Annotated in this window: 19 protein-coding genes and 1 riboswitch; of the genes, 3 read left to right on the plus strand and 16 right to left on the minus strand. The window is 67.8% G+C overall.

The features are described 5' to 3' along the window. Positions 1–216: 216 nt before the first annotated feature. Positions 217–1,257 (plus strand): CaiB/BaiF CoA transferase family protein, encoded by a 1,041-nt coding sequence (locus EHF44_RS09455; RefSeq protein WP_124683509.1) that lies wholly within the window; start codon positions 217–219, stop codon positions 1,255–1,257. On the opposite strand, the gene EHF44_RS09460 is transcribed toward EHF44_RS09455, so the two are convergent. The 16 genes from EHF44_RS09460 to glyA all read right to left on the minus strand — a co-directional run bounded on the left by EHF44_RS09460 (position 1,258) and on the right by glyA (position 17,378). Next, positions 1,258–1,884 carry a riboflavin synthase gene (locus tag EHF44_RS09460; protein ID WP_124683510.1) on the minus strand — a complete coding sequence of 209 codons (627 nt, stop codon included), beginning with the start codon at positions 1,882–1,884 and terminating at the stop codon, positions 1,258–1,260. A gap of 66 nt (positions 1,885–1,950) precedes the next feature. Beyond that, positions 1,951–3,072, minus strand: coding sequence for a bifunctional diaminohydroxyphosphoribosylaminopyrimidine deaminase/5-amino-6-(5-phosphoribosylamino)uracil reductase RibD (gene ribD, locus EHF44_RS09465; protein WP_124683511.1), 1,122 nt, complete (start codon positions 3,070–3,072; stop codon positions 1,951–1,953). Positions 3,073–3,175: 103 nt separating this feature from the next. Continuing rightward, on the minus strand, positions 3,176–3,685 hold the full coding sequence (locus EHF44_RS09470) for a GspH/FimT family protein (protein WP_253700012.1): 510 nt from the start codon (positions 3,683–3,685) through the stop codon (positions 3,176–3,178). A gap of 37 nt (positions 3,686–3,722) precedes the next feature. Next, a complete protein-coding gene (locus tag EHF44_RS09475) occupies positions 3,723–4,184 on the minus strand; it encodes a type IV pilin protein (protein ID WP_124683513.1) in 462 nt (153 codons plus the stop codon). Beyond that, complete coding sequence (locus EHF44_RS09480) at positions 4,181–6,019, minus strand: PilC/PilY family type IV pilus protein (RefSeq protein WP_124683514.1); 1,839 nt, start codon at positions 6,017–6,019, stop codon at positions 4,181–4,183. The genes EHF44_RS09475 and EHF44_RS09480 overlap by 4 nt, the downstream gene beginning before the upstream one ends. Next, positions 6,016–6,567: a pilus assembly protein gene (locus EHF44_RS09485; protein ID WP_124683515.1), complete on the minus strand. Its 552-nt coding sequence runs from the start codon at positions 6,565–6,567 to the stop codon at positions 6,016–6,018. The genes EHF44_RS09480 and EHF44_RS09485 overlap by 4 nt, the downstream gene beginning before the upstream one ends. Beyond that, positions 6,561–7,502 carry a PilW family protein gene (locus EHF44_RS09490; RefSeq protein ID WP_253700014.1) on the minus strand — a complete coding sequence of 314 codons (942 nt, stop codon included), beginning with the start codon at positions 7,500–7,502 and terminating at the stop codon, positions 6,561–6,563. The genes EHF44_RS09485 and EHF44_RS09490 overlap by 7 nt, the downstream gene beginning before the upstream one ends. Then, positions 7,499–7,834 (minus strand): hypothetical protein, encoded by a 336-nt coding sequence (locus tag EHF44_RS09495; RefSeq protein ID WP_124683516.1) that lies wholly within the window; start codon positions 7,832–7,834, stop codon positions 7,499–7,501. The genes EHF44_RS09490 and EHF44_RS09495 overlap by 4 nt, the downstream gene beginning before the upstream one ends. A gap of 226 nt (positions 7,835–8,060) precedes the next feature. After that, on the minus strand, positions 8,061–8,618 hold the full coding sequence (locus tag EHF44_RS09500) for a GspH/FimT family pseudopilin (RefSeq protein ID WP_124683517.1): 558 nt from the start codon (positions 8,616–8,618) through the stop codon (positions 8,061–8,063). A gap of 5 nt (positions 8,619–8,623) precedes the next feature. Beyond that, positions 8,624–9,088 carry a type IV pilin protein gene (locus tag EHF44_RS09505; protein WP_124683518.1) on the minus strand — a complete coding sequence of 155 codons (465 nt, stop codon included), beginning with the start codon at positions 9,086–9,088 and terminating at the stop codon, positions 8,624–8,626. A gap of 11 nt (positions 9,089–9,099) precedes the next feature. Beyond that, positions 9,100–12,978 (minus strand): pilus assembly protein, encoded by a 3,879-nt coding sequence (locus EHF44_RS09510; protein WP_124683519.1) that lies wholly within the window; start codon positions 12,976–12,978, stop codon positions 9,100–9,102. 64 nt (positions 12,979–13,042) lie between these two features. Continuing rightward, positions 13,043–13,684 carry a pilus assembly PilX family protein gene (locus EHF44_RS09515; RefSeq protein ID WP_124683520.1) on the minus strand — a complete coding sequence of 214 codons (642 nt, stop codon included), beginning with the start codon at positions 13,682–13,684 and terminating at the stop codon, positions 13,043–13,045. After that, a complete protein-coding gene (locus tag EHF44_RS09520) occupies positions 13,675–14,628 on the minus strand; it encodes a PilW family protein (protein ID WP_124683521.1) in 954 nt (317 codons plus the stop codon). The genes EHF44_RS09515 and EHF44_RS09520 overlap by 10 nt, the downstream gene beginning before the upstream one ends. After that, a complete protein-coding gene (gene pilV, locus EHF44_RS09525; RefSeq protein ID WP_124683522.1) occupies positions 14,628–15,254 on the minus strand; it encodes a type IV pilus modification protein PilV in 627 nt (208 codons plus the stop codon). The genes EHF44_RS09520 and pilV overlap by 1 nt, the downstream gene beginning before the upstream one ends. Positions 15,255–15,492: 238 nt before the next feature. Further along, on the minus strand, positions 15,493–15,960 hold the full coding sequence (nrdR, locus tag EHF44_RS09530; protein ID WP_124683523.1) for a transcriptional regulator NrdR: 468 nt from the start codon (positions 15,958–15,960) through the stop codon (positions 15,493–15,495). 170 nt (positions 15,961–16,130) lie between these two features. Continuing rightward, positions 16,131–17,378: a serine hydroxymethyltransferase gene (glyA, locus tag EHF44_RS09535; RefSeq protein WP_124683524.1), complete on the minus strand. Its 1,248-nt coding sequence runs from the start codon at positions 17,376–17,378 to the stop codon at positions 16,131–16,133. A 180-nt stretch (positions 17,379–17,558) separates the two neighbouring features. Next, a riboswitch (ZMP/ZTP riboswitch) is annotated at positions 17,559–17,661 on the minus strand. A gap of 168 nt (positions 17,662–17,829) precedes the next feature. On the opposite strand from glyA, the gene ybgC reads away from it, so the two are divergent. Together ybgC and tolQ are read left to right on the plus strand one after the other, a co-directional pair. Beyond that, positions 17,830–18,234, plus strand: coding sequence for a tol-pal system-associated acyl-CoA thioesterase (ybgC, locus tag EHF44_RS09540; protein WP_124683525.1), 405 nt, complete (start codon positions 17,830–17,832; stop codon positions 18,232–18,234). Continuing rightward, positions 18,231–18,914, plus strand: coding sequence for a protein TolQ (tolQ, locus tag EHF44_RS09545; protein ID WP_061956800.1), 684 nt, complete (start codon positions 18,231–18,233; stop codon positions 18,912–18,914). Before ybgC ends, tolQ begins: the two co-directional genes overlap by 4 nt. The last annotated feature ends 18 nt before the right edge of the window (positions 18,915–18,932 follow it).

The following is an 18,932-nucleotide window of genomic DNA, read 5'->3' on the forward strand; positions in this document are numbered from 1 at the left end:
AGGCGGGCAGGCCGGCGCGGATGCCGCGATACCGGCGAAATCAAGGCCGCTATTGTACGACATGCCGCCCCCCATCGCCCCGTTCGCAAGCCGTGCCGCCGGGCCCCGGGGGGCGGGTTGGCCCGGGTTGCGTCCAAGTGGATTCGGCGGCATATCGATAGGGTCGCGTCGCCGCACGCCAGCCATCGCCGGGACTGACCGGCCGGGAGTTTGCGCATGAAGCCGCCATTGCAGGGCATCCGCATCGTCGAATTCGAGGGCCTGGGGCCCGGACCGCTGGCCGGCCGGATGCTGGCCGACATGGGCGCCGAGGTGACAGTCGTGGCCCGGCCCCAGCGCGGCGCCGTGGCCAACCAGCTCGGCGGCGACAAGCCCAGCCCGCTGCGGCGCGGCAAGACCATCGTGTTGCTGGACCTCAAGCAGCCGGCCGACCACGCCGAGGCGATGCGCCTGGTGGCCGCCGCCGACGGCCTGATCGAAGGCAACCGGCCCGGCGTGATGGAGCGGCTGGGCCTTGGCCCGGCCGATTGCGCCGCCCGGAACCCTCGGCTGGCCTACGGCCGGATGACCGGCTGGGGCCAGGCCGGCCCGCTCGCACAGACCGCCGGGCACGATCTGAACTACGTGGCGCTGACCGGAATGTTGTCCCTGTCGGCCCGGCCCGGCCAGGCGCCGATCACCCCGCCGACGGTCCTGGGCGACGCCGGCGGCGCGCTGGGCTTGGCCTTCGGCATGGTCTGCGCGATGCTCGACGCCCGCGCCACCGGACGCGGGCGCGTGGTGGACGCGGCCATCGTCGACATGGTCGGCATGCTCGGCAGCATCGCGCTGTGGGTCCGCAACAATGGCCAGCTCGACGGCCCGGCGCCGAGCCCGTTCCACGCTTCGCCGTTCTACGATGTCTACGCCTGCGCCGACGGTGGCTTTGTCACCATCGGCGCGCTGGAACCCCAGTTCTACGCGCTGCTGCTGCAGAAGCTCGGCTTCGACGACGTCGACCCGGCCAGTCAGTACGACCACGCGGCCTGGCCGGCGCTGAAGCAGCGCTTTGCGGCCCGGTTCCTGAGCCAGCCGCGCGCCCACTGGGACAGCCTGCTCGGTGGCACGGACGTCTGCTACGCGCCAGTGCTCAGCATCGCCGAAGCCGCCCGGCATCCGCACAATGTGGCGCGCGGGCTGTTCGTCGAGCAGGCGGACGGTACGCTCGACACCCTCGGGGCGCCGCGGTTCTTGCCGTCCGGTCCGTCCGATGCCTGATCAGCGCTTGGCGTCGGCGTCCGCGGCTGACAGCATCCGTTCGACGTAGCGCGCGATCAGGTCGATCTCCAGGTTCACGCGCTTGCCGGCGGCCAGTTCGTTGAGCGTGGTCACTTCCACGGTATGCGGAATCAGGTTGATCGAGAACTCGCAGCCATCGGCCTCGTCGCTGACGCTGTTGACGGTCAGCGACACGCCGTTGACCACCACCGACCCCTTGTACGCCAGGTAGCGACCCAGCTCGCGCGGGGCGCGGATGCGCAGTTCGTGCGATTCGCCGACCGGGGCAAAGCGGACCACTTCGCCCAGCCCGTCGACGTGACCGGACACGAGGTGCCCGCCGAGACGGTCTGCCAGGCGTAGCGCTTTCTCCAGATTGACGCGCCCGGGCTGGTCGAGCCCGACGGTCTTGTCCAGCGATTCGCGGGACACGTCCACGTCGAAGTGGCCAACCGCGAGCGTCACGACCGTCATGCAGGCGCCCTGGATGGCGATGCTGTCGCCGATGCCCACGTCGGACAGGTCCAGGTCGCCGGCGGCCACGCGCAGGCGGACGCCCGCATCGGCGTCGCCGAGCGGGGAAACGGATTCGATGCGGCCGACGGCCGCCACAATGCCTGTAAACATGCTTGCCTTTGTCTGAATGCGTTGATGGCTTGGATTCGGGGCGCGATGCGGATCGCGCGGCCGGGGTCAGTCCATGCTGTCCTCGCGGCGGGCGATCAGGCGCAGGTCGTCGCCGATCTGCTGGATTTCGTGCCAGCGGAACGGCACCGCGTCGTCCAGGCGGGCCAGCGGCGGCAGGTTGAACATGCCCTGGGCATCGCCGAGCAGCCGCGGTGCGAGGTAGAGCAGCAGTTCGTCCGCACAACGCTCGCGAATCAGCGAACCGTTGAGCTTGAACCCCGCCTCCACGTGCAGTTCGTTGATGCCGCGCTGGCCCAGGACTTCCAGCATGCGGCGCAGTTCGACCTTGCCGTGGCGGTTGGGCAGCACCACGACCTCGGCCCCGCGATCCTCCAGCGCGCGCTGGCGGGCGCGGTCTTCCACGGCGCAGAACACCAGCACGGGTTTGGCGAACTCACCGGTATCGCGGTGCAGGATCTGGGCGTCCAGCGGCACTTCGAGCCGGGAGTCGACGAGCACACGCTGCGGCTGGCGCGGCGTGGGAATTGCCCGCACGGTCAGCGCGGGGTTGTCGTCGCGGACCGTGCCGATGCCGGTCAGGATGGCGCAGGCGCGCGCGCGCCAGAAGTGCCCGTCGTCGCGCGCGGCCTGGCCCGTGATCCACTGGCTGGTGCCGTCGTGCAGCGCCGTGCCGCCGTCCAGCGATGCCGCCAGCTTGACGCGCACCCAGGGCAGGCCGCGCGTCATCCGCGAGACAAAGCCGATATTGAGATCGCGCGCTTCCTTTTCCAGCAAGCCGCAGCGGACGTCGATGCCCGCGTCGCGCAGCCGCTGCAGGCCACGCCCGGACACGCTCGGATTCGGGTCCTCCATGGCCGCCACCACGCGCGCGATGCGGGCACGGACCAGCGCGTCGGCGCACGGCGGCGTGCGCCCGAAGTGGCTGCACGGCTCCAGCGTGACGTAGGCCGTCGCGCCGGCGGGGTCGTGGCCATGCGCGATGGCGTCCTTCATGGCCTGGATCTCGGCATGGTCCTGGCCGGCCGGCTGGGTGTAGCCCTGGCCGATGACCTGCCCATCCTTCATCAGGACACAGCCGACGCGCGGGTTGGGCGTGGTGGTGAACATGCCCCGCGCCGCGAGTGCGAGGGCCTGCTCCATGGCGGTGTGGTCGGAATCGGAGAACATGGTGTGGCGAGTCGGGCCTGAAAGTGCGTCGGGTGAAACGGCGGGCAGGGGACAGCGTGGATGGTCATGGGTCCGCGGCAATGCCGGTCGCGTCCGCTGGATCTCATTGGCAATCGGCATCGGCGCCGGGCCGGCAGATCCGGATGCGCCCCTGCGCGCCCAGCCGGACCTGGCGCTGCGCGTTGCCGCAGCGCACCTGGAATGTGGCCGCCAGAAAGCCGCCCCGCTCAGACCGTGAGTATCCCACAGGTGTCAAGCGCAGGCTTTGCCTGGCTGCAACGCCGCCGGGCGCCCGCAACGCAATGTGCAGGCATCGCTCGTGCAGCGGCACCACGAGGAATGGCGGGTCCGGCCCGGCCTCATCGCCGCCCGCCGCGCCGACCACGGCCAGTTGCCAGCCCCGGTCCAGCGTGTTGGCGCCGGCAATTGGCGCCAGGCTGACCTCCATGCGCCGGGCCGACGCGGTGGTCCGCGCCAGCGCCAGCGACGCCGCCAGCCGGTCCGCCGCATGGGATGCGTGGTGTTCGGCCAGGATCGCGCCGATCGATGGCCACGCCACGACGGCGAGCACCGCGGCCACCGCCAGGCATACGAGCAGTTCGATGACCGTCATGCCGCGAGGCCAAGGTTGCCTGTCAGCGCGCGCCATGTCAGCACCCCTCCGGCATTGGCACTGCCGCATCGCCTGACGGGGGCAGTGAAAGCCACTCGCCCGTACTGCGAAGCACCAGCGTGCCGCAGCGCGGGTCGGGCTGCGTGGGCGCTGCGCGAACTTCGACGCAGCGCGACAGGTCCATGCCGGCGCAACTGGTCGCCGTCAGCCAGTGTCGCACCCGGGCCGGCGGCGGGGGGACTGGCCTCGGCCACTCGCCAGCGGCGTGTGCGCCGCCGGGCGTGGCCGCGAATGACAGCGTCAGCAGCGCGTGGCGTTCGAGCGCCAGCATCGCGGACAGCAGCTCGGCCCGCGCCTGCATCCGCCAGCTCCGTTCGACGTGCCGCTGCCACGCCGGTACGGCCATCACCGTCAGGATGACGACGATGCACAGCACGATCAGCAACTCGATGAGGCTGAACCCGGGCCGGCGCGATGGGTTGGCACGTGGCACGGTCATGGCGAGGTCCGGATCAGTTCGCGCCAGCCCAGCCGTCCCCGGCGCCGATGCCAGCGCGCCTGCTGCAACGGCTCGGCGACATCGCCACGGACGTTCCATTGGTCGAGCGAGAAGGTGTCGCGCACCGACGTCCCCGGCGCGGTGGCCGGGCCCGTGGCCACTGGCGACACTACGCCGATCGGCACGCCAGTGCCACCGGACCACGGTAGCCCCGTGACCGCGTGGGCCGGCAAGCCATCGGTGCCGGCCACGACGACCGATTCGCCGGTCCCGGCATCGACGAGATAGCTGCGCGCTTGCCCGTGTTCGTCCAGTGTCGTAAAGCCAAGGTGCACCGGCGTGGCGCTGGATAGCGTCTCGATGCGCTCGCCGGCGTGCGGCAGTGTCAGCGTCCAGCCGTCTCCACGTGAGGCGGCGTCGGACCGTTCCGAGCGCAGCACGACGCCGTCGCCGCTCGGCAGCGCCAGGATACGTGCGGGCGTGCCAGATGCCGCCGGGTTTGCGCCATCGGCCACCGCCGTCAACTCGCTGGACGTGCCATAGACGATGAGCGCGCCCTGGCCGGTCTGCACCACGACTGGCGCTTCCACGGCCTGCCCGGCTACGCCGCGCTGCCGGTAGAGGCACGTCGCCGCCGGCCCCGGCGCAGGGCCGCCCAGATCGTCGAGCGCAAAGCGCCAGAGCCGGCCTTGCCGATCCGTCGCATACGCCGCGCGGGCCACGCCGTTGGCTGCGGATTGCACGGTGACAGCCAGCAGTTCGGTCGCGTCGGTCGGCGCGCCGCAGCCGGATGCTGGCAGCGCCATGCGACGCACCGCATGCGTGCCCGACCAGCGCTGGGGCGTCCGGTCTAGCGGCAGCAGCGCAAGGCCGGCCCGTTGTCCCGCGTCCCGGTCCGAAGCGGCGAGCGCCACCGCCGCCCAGCGTCGTATTCCGTCCTGTTTCCACATCACCGCGCCAACGGGCCCGCTGCCTGACAACGGCAACGCCGGATTGCCGCCGGCTTCCCATAGCAGGCCGATCGGTGTGGCGGCGTCCGGCGTGGTGACGTCGAGCACAAACACGGTGCCCGGGTGCGCGGGCGTCGTCGTCCTGGCTGCGGGGATGGCGCACAGCAGCAGCGTCCGCCACACGCCCGAGACATCGGCATCGATGCTCGACGGTCGCGGGCAGGGCGCGGCAGGCATGGCCCCGTCGGGGGCGGTGAAAGCGGCCGCTTCCGGCAGCATCGCCCGGGGCAGGAAGGCCGCGCGCTCGCGGCCCGTCACGGCGTCGAAGCCATGCAGCAAGCCGTCACGGGTGCCGAGCCAGACCATGGTCGAGCGTCGGTCATGGCGTTGGCGGAATTCCGCATGGCCGGGCTGCATCGGCTGCCAGGACGGCGGCGCCACCACGTGGACGCGCGACCCCGCGGCGCTGCCCAGGCGCGTGTCGCGCCGCCTCAGTGTGCGGTCGCGCAGGTCGCCACGCAGCCACGCCAGCCGCGCCGCGCCCAGCCCGTCGGGCTCGATGCCGTCGAGCACGGCCTGCGTCTCGGTGTCGACGGCCGTCCAGTACAGCGGCGTCAGCCGGCTGCCGCCGAGATACACCCGCCTGGCGTGAATGTCCTGTCGGTCGAGCTGAGCGCCGGCTTCCCATTGCGTCAGCACCGCCTGCGAAGACAGGTTCGCCGTGCGGAACGCCAGCGCGTGCAGTTGGCCGGTCCAGGGATAGGTGCCGGCCGCAATCCGATAGCCGAGCGGCAACTGGCCGGGCATGGCGGCGGCGCTGTCGATGGCTCCGGCCGCCAGCGCGAGGCCAACAAGCAGACGCAAGAATCGACGGCAGACGTTCATGGCTGGAATTCCGTCTGCAGCAGCACGCGGACATCCGGGTCACGCCCCAGACCCAGCCCGACGATTCGCATGCGCGGCCACATGCCCGAGGCCGGCGGGTCGTCCATGATCTCGATCAGGTAGCGCGGTGCGACAGTGGCGCCGATGACGCCGCCGGGCAGCGCCGGCAGCGTGGCGCCGGTGTAGGTGCCAACCGGGATGCCGAGGTCGCCCGGCGCGGTGCCTTCGAGCCATGCGCGCCATGCGCTGCGGTCGCCATCGGCCGCGCAGAGACCGCGCTGCGCGCCCAGGCCGCAGGTACCGGCGGCCGGCCACGTGGCAATCCGCTCCGCGTCGGCGGCAATGGCGGCGAGCAAGTCCGCCTCGGCATCGCGCAGGGCCGCCTCGGCGGCCCGGAATGCGATCTCGCGGTCGAGCGGCTGGCTCGTGAGGTGCCGCCCGGCCAGCAGGAAGTGCAGGGCGGCGACGCTGACGCCGCCCATCAGGAGCAGCAGCATGGCGACGCATGCCAGCAGCGCGGTGCCCTGGCTGTGGTGGCGGGTCAACATAGCGCCTCCTGGCAGGGCGACGGATTGCGCAGCCGCACGGTCGTCAGGAAGGCCCGGCGCCGCAGGCGCGAATGGGTCGTCGGCTGGAAGGTGTACGCGTCGGCGGTATCGGTACCGTCCATCGGAAACAGCCGAAGCGTCTGCACCGTACCTGGCGCGAGCGTTGGCCGGTCGCCGCGCACGACCAGCGCGATCTGGACGGCCCGCACCCGGTGCCAGCCACCCGGGCCCTGGGCGTGCCAGGCGTCGGCCGGCACGAAGCGGTCGAGCGCGCCGTCGCCGTCGATGTCGACGCCATAGCGCAGTTGCATCGTCTCCACGCCGCGCACCAGGGTCCCGGCGGTATGCGCGTCGGACCGCACCCGGTTTCCCTGCCGGCTCGGATAGCGGCAGAGCAGTTGCGGCACGCCGTCGCCGCCGGTGCCGATATAGAACAGATTGGCCGATGCGTGGTAGGGCGGCCGGCTACCCTCGGCCGCCACGGCGCGGGCCGGCAGCGGGTAGCCGCCGCAGTCGGTCATCGTGCCGTCGGGAAGGGTGGGATCGGCGGTGAGCCCGCTGCCCGATACGTGCACCAGCAACGCGTCGCTGGCATGCACGCCCGAGCGGCCGCACTGGAGCCCGGACTGGAGCCCGGACTGGAGCCACGGCAGCGCGCAATCGTCCCGCCCTTCGACGGGCGAGGCCGGCGCGGCGTGAGCGGGCGCCAGCGCGACATGCGCCGGGATCCATCCGGCCTGCCGGATCGCGTGCGACACGATGGCGAGCGCCCGCTGCCCGCGTTCTTCGATCAGCACGCTGTCGACCACGCTCGCGTAGGCGTCGCGCACGACCTGCAGGCAGGCCAGCACGGCCAGCATCGCCAACATGCCCAGCGCGACGCCGACCATCATCCCGGCCAGTGTGAAGCCTGCCGCGCGATGGCGCCCGATCATGGCCGCACCCACAACGCGACGTGGGTGGCCGGCGCCGCCATGTCGAACGGCGAGCCAGCGCGGGCCGACGGCAGCCGGGCGACAGCGAACCGCTCTCCCGGCGCGCAACCGTCACCGGCCATCGGCGCCCCGCACAGCGCGATGCCGTCGGCATCGCCGCCGATCAGCGTCCAGCGGTCCGGGCCGGCTTCCGCCTGTTCGGCGACAACCCGCAGCGTGCCGTTCAGCCGTTCGAGATCGCCGCTCCAGCGTAGCCAACTGCTGCCGAGCATCGCAAGCGGCAGCGCGCCCAGGCCCACCAGCGCCAGGCAGACCAGCGATTCAACAAGCACGTCACCGCCCGCGCGAGCGCGAAGCGGCCGTAGGGCAGGGCGGTGCAGCGGGCAGGGAACAGCCGAAGACATGGCGCATCGGTTCGGTCGGAACGGATGGCCAAGATAGCGGCGAAAGCGGGGTCGAAACGTGTCGGGACGTTGCGGGGTTGCGTCAATGTGTGTCCGAGCCGGGCTCGGAACTGGCCGGGGGCGGCCGCTCCCGCCCTCGGCCGCGCCAGCCAGGCTACTGGTTGATCGTCGGCATCACGCAGTACTGCGTGTCGGCGGCGGGATTGCAGACCCGGGCCCGCCCGAGGGGACTGACTTCGACGAGTCGCCGCGCGTCGCCCAGCGTGAACATGATTGCCATCGCCATTTGCGCCTTGTTGGCCGACTGCGAATAGCCGATTGGCGAAAACGAGATGTACTTGTAGCCGTTCGTGGCGTCGTAGGCGTACTCCATGCCGTCCGGCAGCGGGTCGTACTGCGCGATGAGCGTGTCCGTGCCGTTGTACTTGCCGTCAGGCGACGCATGCTCGTTGAAGACCTGCCAGCCCTTCTTCCAGTCTTCGTCGACCGGCGCCACCGTGATGTAGCTGTTGCTGGCCGCTGCCACGGTGCGCGCCTTGGTCAATGCCGCGTTCAGGCTGTCCGCCGTGGTCAGCAGCCGCTGGTTCTTCATGAACGTGGCCATGCTGGGCACGGCGAAGCCGACGATGACCGCGGCTACCGCGATCGTGGTCATCAACTCGATCAGCGTGAAGCCGCGATGGCGCGGCAGCCTTTGCCGGGTAGCGGTCATGGCGGTCACCAGCAGTTGGGGACGGACTTGGGCGCCGTGCTGCCGATGGCGACCAGCTTCTCGTTGGTGCTGCGCAGTACCAGCGCGTCGCACGTGGGATCGTCGAAGCCGGCATTCGGCTTTGCACGCAGCTCCACGCACTGCCCGTCGTTGGGTGTCCCGGCACCGGTGCAGGGAATCGCCGAGATCGTGTACTTTGCGCCGGTGGGGTTGTCGCCCGAGTATTTCTTGTAGCCGTCCCAGGTGACGGTCGTGCCGGCGGCGTAGTAGGTATTCACCTGCGAAAAATGCCGCTCGAAAAGCTGCATGTTTTCCATCAGCGCCGCCTTGGCTTCGGTGCGCCGACCCTTGCGGATGAATTCCTGGTAGGACGGGTAGGCAATCGCGGCCAGGATGCCGATGACGGTGACCGTCACCATCAGTTCCATCAGCGTGAAGCCGGCTTGCCGGCCCCGCAGTCGAGTATGCATCGCGGGCTCCATCAGTCAATCTTGAAGTTGCGGACTTCGCGCCAGCTCTGGCGGCCCGGGCGCTTCTTCTGGCCGGGGTCGGTCGGGCCGCCGCCCGACGTGGAGATGGTGCCGTCGGCGCCGAAGCTCAGGGCCATCGTCTTGGTGGTCTGGATGTAGCCGCCGACTGAGCCGCGCGGGTCCGAGCTGCGTGTCACGACGATGATCGTCGGCGCGCCGAGCAGGCCGTTGGACGACTGGATGCCCGATGTGCCGTTCACCGGCAGCCCCGTCAGCGTGTTCAGCGTGTAGCTGCGGCTGCCGCCGGCGGTGTTGCAGGCGTCGACGGCCGTGTAGATCGAGTTGAAGTAAACAAGGCCGCCAGACAGCGCCGCCGAGGTGATCTGGCGCTCGGTCTTGTCCAGGAAGTCCATTACCCAGCCGGGCTTGCGCAGACCCACGAAGCCCGGCGCGATCGCCGTGCCGGTGAACTGGATCGTCGAGCCGTCGGCGCTGTACTTCAGCGTCAGCGGGTTCAGGGCGCTGCGGTTGCCGGCATACGACAGCGTGTTGTCGTCGTAGATGCCGTAGAAGGCGTTGCCCGACGTCGGGTTGGGTGCGGTGTCGGCCAGTTCGTAGTACTTGCCGGTACCGAACAACACCATGTAGCCGCCCGGCGCATAGGTCACCGAAGGCTGCATCGTGATGGGCTGGCGCGTGCCCGTGGTCTTGTCGGTGGCAATGAACATCGGCTTGCCGGGGTAGCCGCCATAGGCCGGCAGGGCGCCCTTCTCGCCGGCGTTCCACGTGTCGCTGGTGCCGGAGAGCGCGAACTTCCAGAGGTTGCCCTGCAGGTCGCCCGCGTAGGCGGCCAGCGCGGTGCCGTTCGCGCCGGCGACCACGGCAGGCGTGCTCAGGCCGTTGGCGGTGGAGTAGGGCGGGACCGCGGCCGGCACGGGCGTCTTGATCTTCCAGTAGTTGACGCCTTCCAGCCAGTTCTCGGAGGGCGCCTTGTCCAGCGACAGGATGAACAGCACCGCGGGGGCGTCGGCGTCGTAGGACTTGTCTTCCAGGTTCGCGTTGATGCCGTTGCCCACGATCACGTACCAGCCATACTGCGGCACGCCCTTGCTGTCCTTGCCCTTCATGAGCTTGGCGATCTGGGGCCGGCCCATGACGTTGCCCATGTCCTTGTCATGCTGGTCGGTGAACTCCCACAGCACATTGGCGGCGCCGAAGCTGTCCGGGGCGGTCACGTCCAGCGCGAACACGCCCTGGGCGCCGCCGCCAAAGCCAGCGGTCAGCACCGACTTCCACTTGTCGCCGATCTGGGCTTCGGTGATCGTCGGCGTGGCATCGACATAGGGCCGGTGGTTGTAGGTGCGTGAGGTCAGCTGGTTCAGGGTGCCGTACAGCGCGTTGGGCACGTAGGCCAGCACTTCGTCGCCGGTCTCGGCATTGAAGCCGTGCAGCATGCCGTCATTGGCGCCGACGTAGACCACCGGTGTGCGCGACTGGTAGGTCGAGTAGAACGTGCTGTAGCCGGTGCCCGGACGCAGGGGGGCGGGGGCGCCAACGTACACGGGGCCCGAGTTGATGATGTCGCCGAGCCGGGTCTGGCGCTGGCGGAACAAGCCGCCGTTGCCGGCGCCGTCATTCTCCTGGCTGCGGTCGCCGCGCAGGTAGTCCACGCGCCTGCTGCCCAGGCCGTCGGCGCTGCCGGTTTCGGGATTCAGGTTCAGCGCCGTTTGCTGGTCCTTCGACAGGCTGTCCCACAGGAACGGCGCGCCGGTGCCGGTCTGGCTGTTCAGCGTATAGATGACGCGCGAGGCCGGAGTGCGCCCCGCGAGCTTCGCACCGGCTTCCCACTTCTGGGTGCCGGACACGCTCACCGTGCCGTCGGTGCCGCGCACCAGCGGGAAGGCCGTCAGCTTGCCGTTCCACTGGCTGTCGAAGCCCGGGGTGTAGACGGTCTGGTCGGTGAAGACGGTGTTGCTGCTCAGCGCGATGCCGGACAGTGTGCCGCCGGAGTTGGCCACCACGTCGAACACCTTGCGGATCGACCGGATCATGTCGGCCGGCTGGCTGGCCAGGAACCAGTTGGTCGGCAGTTTCGAACCGGGGGCCGTTTCCCATTCGGTATTGGTCTTGGTCAGCTTGCCGTTGACCAGTGTCTGGAACGGGTTGCCATCGTTGTTGCCTCCGTCCTTGAGGGCGTTCAGGAAGCCGCCGTACTTGGCCGCCAGGTAGATCTGGCTGCGGCGCTGCGCGTCGCCTACCGTGCCGTTGCCCGCCTCGTTGACGTCGATGCCGAAAGTGGTGACGCGGGCGTCCGGCATGTCGGGACGGAAGGCGGCCGTGTGCGCCCAGTACGCCACGCCCGCCATGTAGTAGGACGAGTTCGACGAGCTCGGGTGCCCCCTCGAGAGCATGTTGGCGATGGTGGTGCTGGTATCCGCGTACGGGTTGCCTACGTCGGGACTGTTCATTTCCATGGCCTGGACGCGCTTGGTCCAGTCGACAACGTCGAAGCCGCTGTAGCTGTCCACGGCCCGCGTCGGATCGCCGCGCCCGGTGTAGGTGTTGCCGGGCACGTAGTTGTCCTGGTGGGTGTTGATGTCGCCGATCGTCAGCACGTAGTTGCGCTGGCATTTGTTCAGCATCGGGTCGACGTTCCAGGACGAGTAGACCGCGAAGTTGTCGGTGTTGGCCGTGGTCAGGTTATTGACCGCTTCCGGCGTGGGACCCTTGTTGTGGAACTGCAGGTAGCGGATGGATTCGTAGAACAGTTCGCTCAGCGGGTCGTAGGTCTTGTACGAGCCGGTCGGGTTGTCGGTCGGCTTGCCAAGGCTGGTAATCGTCGTTCGGCCAAATTTGTTCAGGTAATTGACCACGCCGCTGTTGCCCGTGCTGTCGCCGAGCGGGTTGGCCGCGAAGACGCCGTAGGCATCCCATTCCTTGGCGGTGTTCGTGATGGTCTTGAGGTCGGTGTTGACGGCCGAATTGCCCAGGTACTTCATCGGCGCACGCAGCACACCGCCGTAGCGTTCGTTCTGCGCCAGGTTGCCGTTGTTGTAGTTGTCGTTCAGGTAGCCGAACGCCGCAAAGCGCACGCGCTCGGCGTTGCGCTGCATTTCGCCCACCGGCTTGTAGTTGGTGCCGTCGTAGCTGTAGCAGAGATCGGTCCGGGACGTGGCTTCGTTGCTGTCGCAAACCTGCACTTGCACCCGGTACGAGCGGCGTTCCGTCAGGTTCCCCCGTCGGTCGACCTGGTCCGCGTACTGGCCCAGGCTGCTGCAGCTCAATCCGTTGCTATCCGAGTTGGCGAAGAAGATATGGTTGCCACATGACGCCATGTACAGGGTGGAGTACGTGTATGGCGTGACTTCGCTGGGCGATACGCCATTGGCATTCTTCGACAGTGTCTTCAGCGGGAAATAGCTGCCGCTCTTGAAGAAGTCTGCCTGCAGCACGGCGCGCTGGAGCACGGTCTGGGTGCGGGTGTCGACCACGCGGTCGCCGCCGGTCATGGCCAGCCGCAGCATGTCGATGGCCGACGAGGCCGCCCAGTTCATGAAGTTGCCGCTGAACTGGCCAGAGCAGGTGCGGGTTGCCGACGCATTGCCGCTGATCGTGAAGTAGCCGTTCGTGGCATCGTACGCGTAGCACTTGCCGCTGTTGAAGTAGCCGACGTACTCGGTGTTGGCGCTGTATGCGCCGCGGTACGCCACGCCCGTGGTCGGAAACTCCACGGACAGCGCCAGCATCAGGTTCGGATGCAGGTTCTGCACCTTGCCATAGAGCGGCGTCTTGGCGATATCGACCGTCGGGACGGTCGGGGTCGTGGCGGCGCCGGCGAGCGTTGCCCAGCACAGGGCAACCAGCGGCAGCAATCGGTTCAGGATCTTCATGATGTAGGTCCCGTTGCGTGTAGGCAGAAGCGAAGCGGTTGGGAGATCGGGCCGGCGGCCCGCATCACGTGGCGGACGGCTGTAGCTGGCCCCGCCGATAGTAGGTCTGCACCACCGCGCGCGTGGTGTCGTTCGGCCCGAATCCCACGGCGGTGACGCGATAGATGAACGACGGCGGCGACTGCGTGCCGGTGGCATCCTCGCCCAGTTCGGTGTCCTGGAAGATCTCGATCAGGTAGCGGGGCTTGCGGGCCGGGGTCAGGCCCGCGCCGGTAGGGAAGGCCAGGCCGGTGAACGTGCCATATTCCACCGTCCGTTGGCCAACCTTGGTTGTCCAGTCGACCTGGTCCCAGATGTTCGTGGTGGTCCAGGTGTCCGTGGTGTCGCACAGTCCCAGCGTGGGGTCGGCCTTGCTGGTGCCCGTGCCGCAACCGACCATGAAGCCTTTGGGCGCGGTGGGGATGAACGAGTCGGCCCGGCTGCCGGATTCGATATCCTTCTCGGCGTCGCGCAGTGCTGCCTCGGCGGCCTGGAAGGCGATCTCGAAGTCGCGCTGGTTGCGCGAGCTGCGCTTGGTGTCGAGCGCGGCCCGGGCGCCGGCGATGGCGAGCATCGTGATGACCAGCAGCATGATCACGGCGGTGATCAGTGCGATGCCCTGCTCCCGGCGGGGCGCCAGCCTGTTGACGCGGGTCGTCAGAAGCATAGGACGTCTCCCTTGTAGCAGGTGAGGTAGTTGTGCAACTGCACAGTGGCCGTGTAGAGCTTGCGTGCGGCCTTCGTATCGACCTTCGGTACGTACGAGGCGTCCGGCAGGCTCGAACCCAGCGTGCCAAACAGATTGAAGGTGCCGGCGTCGGTGCCGGTGGCGTTGAGGTTGTCGGTCCTGACGACCATTGCCACCTTGGCCGTCAGGACCATGTCCCATTCGTTCGTGCCGATCTGGTCCGCGGTCACGAACTTGTCCGGGACTTCGTCGTCGTTGACAGCAATGCCGTACAGCACCTGGAACGCTTCCACGCCGGGCACCAGTTCCTGGGTGACGTAGCTGTCTGGCACCACCGCGCCGTTCTTGCGCTCGGGGTACTTGCACATCAGCGCCGGCTTGCCGTTGCTGCCCGTGTCGACGTAGAGCAGGGCCAGGCCGCGTTGCTTGGCGGCGGTGTTCTTGTTCTTCTCGTCGAGGGCGCCGACGGCCATGCCCGCGCAGTCCACAACGGAGCCGTCCGGCGTACCGTCGGGATTCGAGATGCCGAAGAAGCGGATCATCACTGCGTCGCTGTTGTTGATCGCCACGCCGCCGCTGCAGGTCACGCGCTGCAGTCCGTTTGCATCGGGCGTGATCTGAGGCGCCGCGCAATGGTCCTTGCCGTCGATCATCGGGTCGTCGACCGTCATCAGGCCCCCGCCGCCGCTGGCAGGCGGGGTGAAGGCGGTTTGCCGCAGCATCCGGGTGACCACCGAAATGGCGAAGTTGCCACGCTCTTGCAGGTTGGCGCTGTCATCGATGGTCGCGTAGCTGTTGCGACTCATCATGTAGAACGCCAGGCCGGCCGACAGCAGCAGCAGCGACAGCACCAGCGTGACCATCAGCTCGACCAGCGTGTAGCCGCCGGAGCGGCGCCGGGTGGTTGGAATCGTACGGCGCATCACTGCTCCACCCCCGGGAGAATGGTGACCACGATCTGGGGCTTGGCATCGCCCTTGGCGTCGCGGGAATCGGCCAGTTTCGAGCCGGCTGGCACGTCTGTGCCGCCGGTGTCGGCAAAGCGTGAGACCCAGCCGATCTTGACGACCAGCGGCGTAGCGGTGCCGCCGCCGGGTCCCACGGCGCAGCCCCAGTCGTAACCGGTATCGAGGTTGAAAGCCGTGGCGTCGCGGCAGACCACTGCGCGGCCCTTGGGCAGGTTCGCGGCGATCATGCGAGCCCATTCGGCCTGGTCGAACGCCGCAGTCAGGGGGGCGCAGGTCTTGGCGTCGCCGGTGCACGGCGTGACGTAGGGATTGGCGTTGTCGGCGATGGCGGGCGCGCCATTGCTGGTGTCGAACTTGTCGTAGGCCCCGGCCCGGGTCAGCGCGTCGTTCGCGCGCATGCGATCTGCCATGTCGTTGGCGATCTGCAGTGCCACGATGTCGTAGGAAGATTGCTGGGCGAAGCGGAAAGACTTGACGAGCAGGTTGGCCACGCCGAGCACGCCGAAGGCGAGCACGACGATAGCAACCAATGCTTCAAGCATGGTGAAGCCGGCTGCCTCCCGGCAGCGGAATTGACCCATTTGTAACTCCCGTCCAAAAAACGACAGTTCTTTTTTGTTCTTTGCGCGGCGCGCTGGAATTCTGTGTGCGTCCGGGCCTCTGACGGGACCGGTTCCGCTGGCGGCTGTTTGTTGCCGCGCTGCCGTTCGTGCCGGTTCGGTTTGGTCCGATCCGGTCCGACGGGAGCGCGCGCCCGCTCGCCCGCCTCCTTACCCAAAGGAGGCTAGTGCAGATTAGACAGCTTTTTTGGCCAAGTGGCTACCCCTTTCGTGGGGTAGGGGTTGAAAACTCGTCGAGTACGTCGCGGAATTCCGACACATCCTCGAAGCTGCGGTAGACCGAGGCAAAGCGGATGTAGGCAATCTTGTCCAGCTTGCGCAGTTCGCGCATGACCAGCTCGCCCACCTGGCTGCTCGAAATTTCCTTTTCGCCCAGCGCCAGCAGTTTTTCCTCGATGCGCAGGATGGCTTCGTCGATGGCCTCGGCCGATACCGGCCGCTTGCGCAGCGCCAGGCGCATGGAATCCTTGAGCTTGGCGCGTGTGTAGTCCACCCGGGAGCCGTTTTTCTTGACGATGGCCGGGAAGAACAGTTCGATGCGTTCGTAGGTAGTGAAGCGGCGGTCGCAGGCTTCGCAGCGGCGGCGGCGGCGTACGGTTTCGCCGTCTTCCGAGACGCGGCTATCGAGGACCTGGGTATTGGAATGACCGCAGAAGGGGCATTTCATGCCTGACCACCTGAAGAAATGTGCCAGCCCGCATTTTGCATCTTTGAATTCTGCTGCGGGATTGCGGCGGGTCAACCGGCGCCGCCGCCCGGAGGCGGCGGCGCTGTTGGTGCGTACTGACTATCGGTACGCGGAAGGACCGTCCAGGCCGTTCAGCCCGTTCAGGCCGATCAGCCGTACACCGGGAAGCGGCGCGTCAGCGCCGACACCTGCTCGCGCACGCGGGCGATGTTGGCGGCGTCGTGCGGGTTGTCCAGCACGTCGGCGATCAGGTTGGCCACCTGGCGTGCTTCTTCTTCCTTGAAGCCGCGCGTGGTCATGGCCGGCGAGCCCAGGCGGATGCCCGAGGTCACGAACGGCTTTTCCGGGTCGTTCGGGATGGCGTTCTTGTTGACCGTGATATGCGCGTCGCCCAGGATCTTCTCGGCTTCCTTGCCGGTGATCTGCTTGGCGCGCAGGTCCACCAGCATCACGTGGCTTTCGGTCTTGCCCGACACGATGCGCAGGCCGCGCGAGATCAGCGTCTCGGCCAGCACGGCGGCGTTCTTCACCACCTGCTGCTGGTAGGTCTTGAATTCCGGCTGCAGCGCTTCCTTGAACGCGACGGCCTTGCCGGCAATCACGTGCATCAGCGGGCCGCCCTGGATACCCGGGAAGATGGCCGAGTTGATGGCCTTCTCGTGCTCGGCCTTCATCAGGATCACGCCGCCGCGCGGGCCGCGCAGGCTCTTGTGGGTGGTGGTGGTCACGAAGTCGGCGTGCGGCACCGGGTTCGGGTAGACGCCCGCGGCGATCAGGCCGGCGTAGTGCGCCATGTCGACCATGAAGTAGGCGCCAACTGCCTTGGCAACCTTGGCGATGCGTTCGAAGTCGATGCGCAGGGCAAAGGCCGAGGCGCCGGCGATGATCATCTTCGGCTTGGTCTCGTGGGCCTGCTTTTCCAGCGCGTCGTAGTCGATGTCTTCCTGGGCGTTCAGGCCGTAGCTGACCACGTTGAACCACTTGCCGCTCATGTTCAGGGCCATGCCGTGCGTCAGGTGGCCGCCTTCGGCCAGGCTCATGCCCATGATCGTGTCGCCCGGCTTGAGCATGGCGAAGAACACGCCCTGGTTGGCCTGCGAGCCCGAGTTGGGCTGCACGTTGGCGGCTTCGGCGCCGAAGAGCTGCTTCACGCGGTCGATGGCCAGTTGCTCTACCACGTCCACGTACTCGCAGCCGCCGTAGTAGCGCTTGCCCGGATACCCTTCGGCGTACTTGTTGGTCAGTTGCGAACCCTGGGCGGCCATCACGGCCGGCGAGGTGTAGTTCTCGGAAGCAATCAGTTCGATATGGTCTTCCTGGCGCTGGTTTTCTTTCTCGATGGCGGCGAAGACTTCGGGATCGATCTGTTCGATCGTGAAACGGCTGCGTTCAAACATGGCGTGACTCGTCTGTAAAAAGGAAAGCGGACGGCAATGTCGATATGAAGATCGGTTGCGGATCGGCGTTCGGATGGAAGCGGGAAAACTTCGCGGATAGGGCGCGCGGGGAAGGCACTGGCGTCCAGCATCGTGGGCCGCAACGCGCGGCTGGCCGATGCAGGGCGCACCCTGCTTCCCATTCGCTGCCCAGGCGAGCGGCAGGCGCTTGCAACTTCACGCCCAAAGATCTTGCGCTTCCTCGTGGTAGTACCCACTGACTTCGCCAGTCGCGCAAGGTGGAATGGTTGCCGCAGAGTTTATGCGAACGGGCCGCTTGCCGCAACCCGCGAGGTCAAGCCCCGGGCCGCCGTGCGCCCTGCGCGGCCAAGGGCTTGTGGCGCATGGCTCGCAACTTGCTGTTGCAAAGTCGCGTACGGGTTAACCAGTGCGCTCCGTTACAATGCGGGCCATGCCAAATTTCGTGTGGCCGCTGCGCGTGTACTGGGAAGACACCGACGCTGGCGGCGTGGTGTTCTACGCCAACTATCTCAAGTTCTTCGAGCGGGCGCGGACCGAATGGCTGCGCTCGCTCGGCATTGAACAACAGACCCTTGCCGATGCGTCCGGCGTGGTCTTCGTCGTACGCAGTACCGCGGTGGAATACAATGCGCCCGCCCGGCTGGACGACCAGCTGGAGATCCGTACGCTCGTCGAACGGGTCGGGCCGGCATCGGTCCAATTCGCCCAGGAAGCCTGGCGAGGGGACGTGATGCTGGCCAGCGGCAAAATCCGTGTGGGATGTGTCGATAAGGCCACATTCCGTCCGGCCCCGATTCCTGCTCCTGTTCTCGCCACTATTAAAAACGCTCGATGAATCCGGTGACCGTCACACAAGACCTGTCGATCATTTCGCTGGTCCTTCACGCCAGCCTGCTGGCACAGGCCGTCATGGCCCTGCTGCTGGTGATGTCCCTGTTCTCGTGGACCTACATCTTCCGCAAACATCTGGCGCTGCGCGCGGCGCGCACCCAGACCGAGGGCTTCGAGCGCGATTTCTGGGCCGGTGGCGACCTGCAGGCACTCTATAACAGCGCCGTCAACAACCGCCACAACACCGGCGCGCTGGAACGCATCTTCGAATCGGGCATGGGTGAATTCCTGAAGGCCCGCGAGCGCAGCAACGATGCCGGCGCGCTGCTCGACGCGGCCCGCCGCGCCATGCGCGCCGCGTACCAGCGCGAGATGGACGTGCTCGAATCCCACCTGCCGTTCCTGGCGTCGGTGGGCTCGGTCAGCCCGTACATCGGCCTGTTCGGCACGGTCTGGGGGATCATGAATGCGTTCCGCGGCCTGTCGAATGTGCAACAGGCGACGCTTGCATCGGTGGCCCCCGGCATCGCCGAGGCGCTGGTCGCTACCGCGATCGGCCTGTTCGCCGCCATCCCGGCCGTGATTGCCTATAACCGCTATGCCACCGAGATCGACCGGCTGGCCATCCGGTTCGAAAGCTTCATGGAAGAATTCCTGAACATCCTGCAGCGGCAGACCCGCTGAACCGACTGGGGAGCACAG

The organism is Cupriavidus pauculus (assembly GCF_003854935.1).
GTDB classification, from domain to species: Bacteria; Pseudomonadota; Gammaproteobacteria; order Burkholderiales; family Burkholderiaceae; genus Cupriavidus; species Cupriavidus pauculus_C.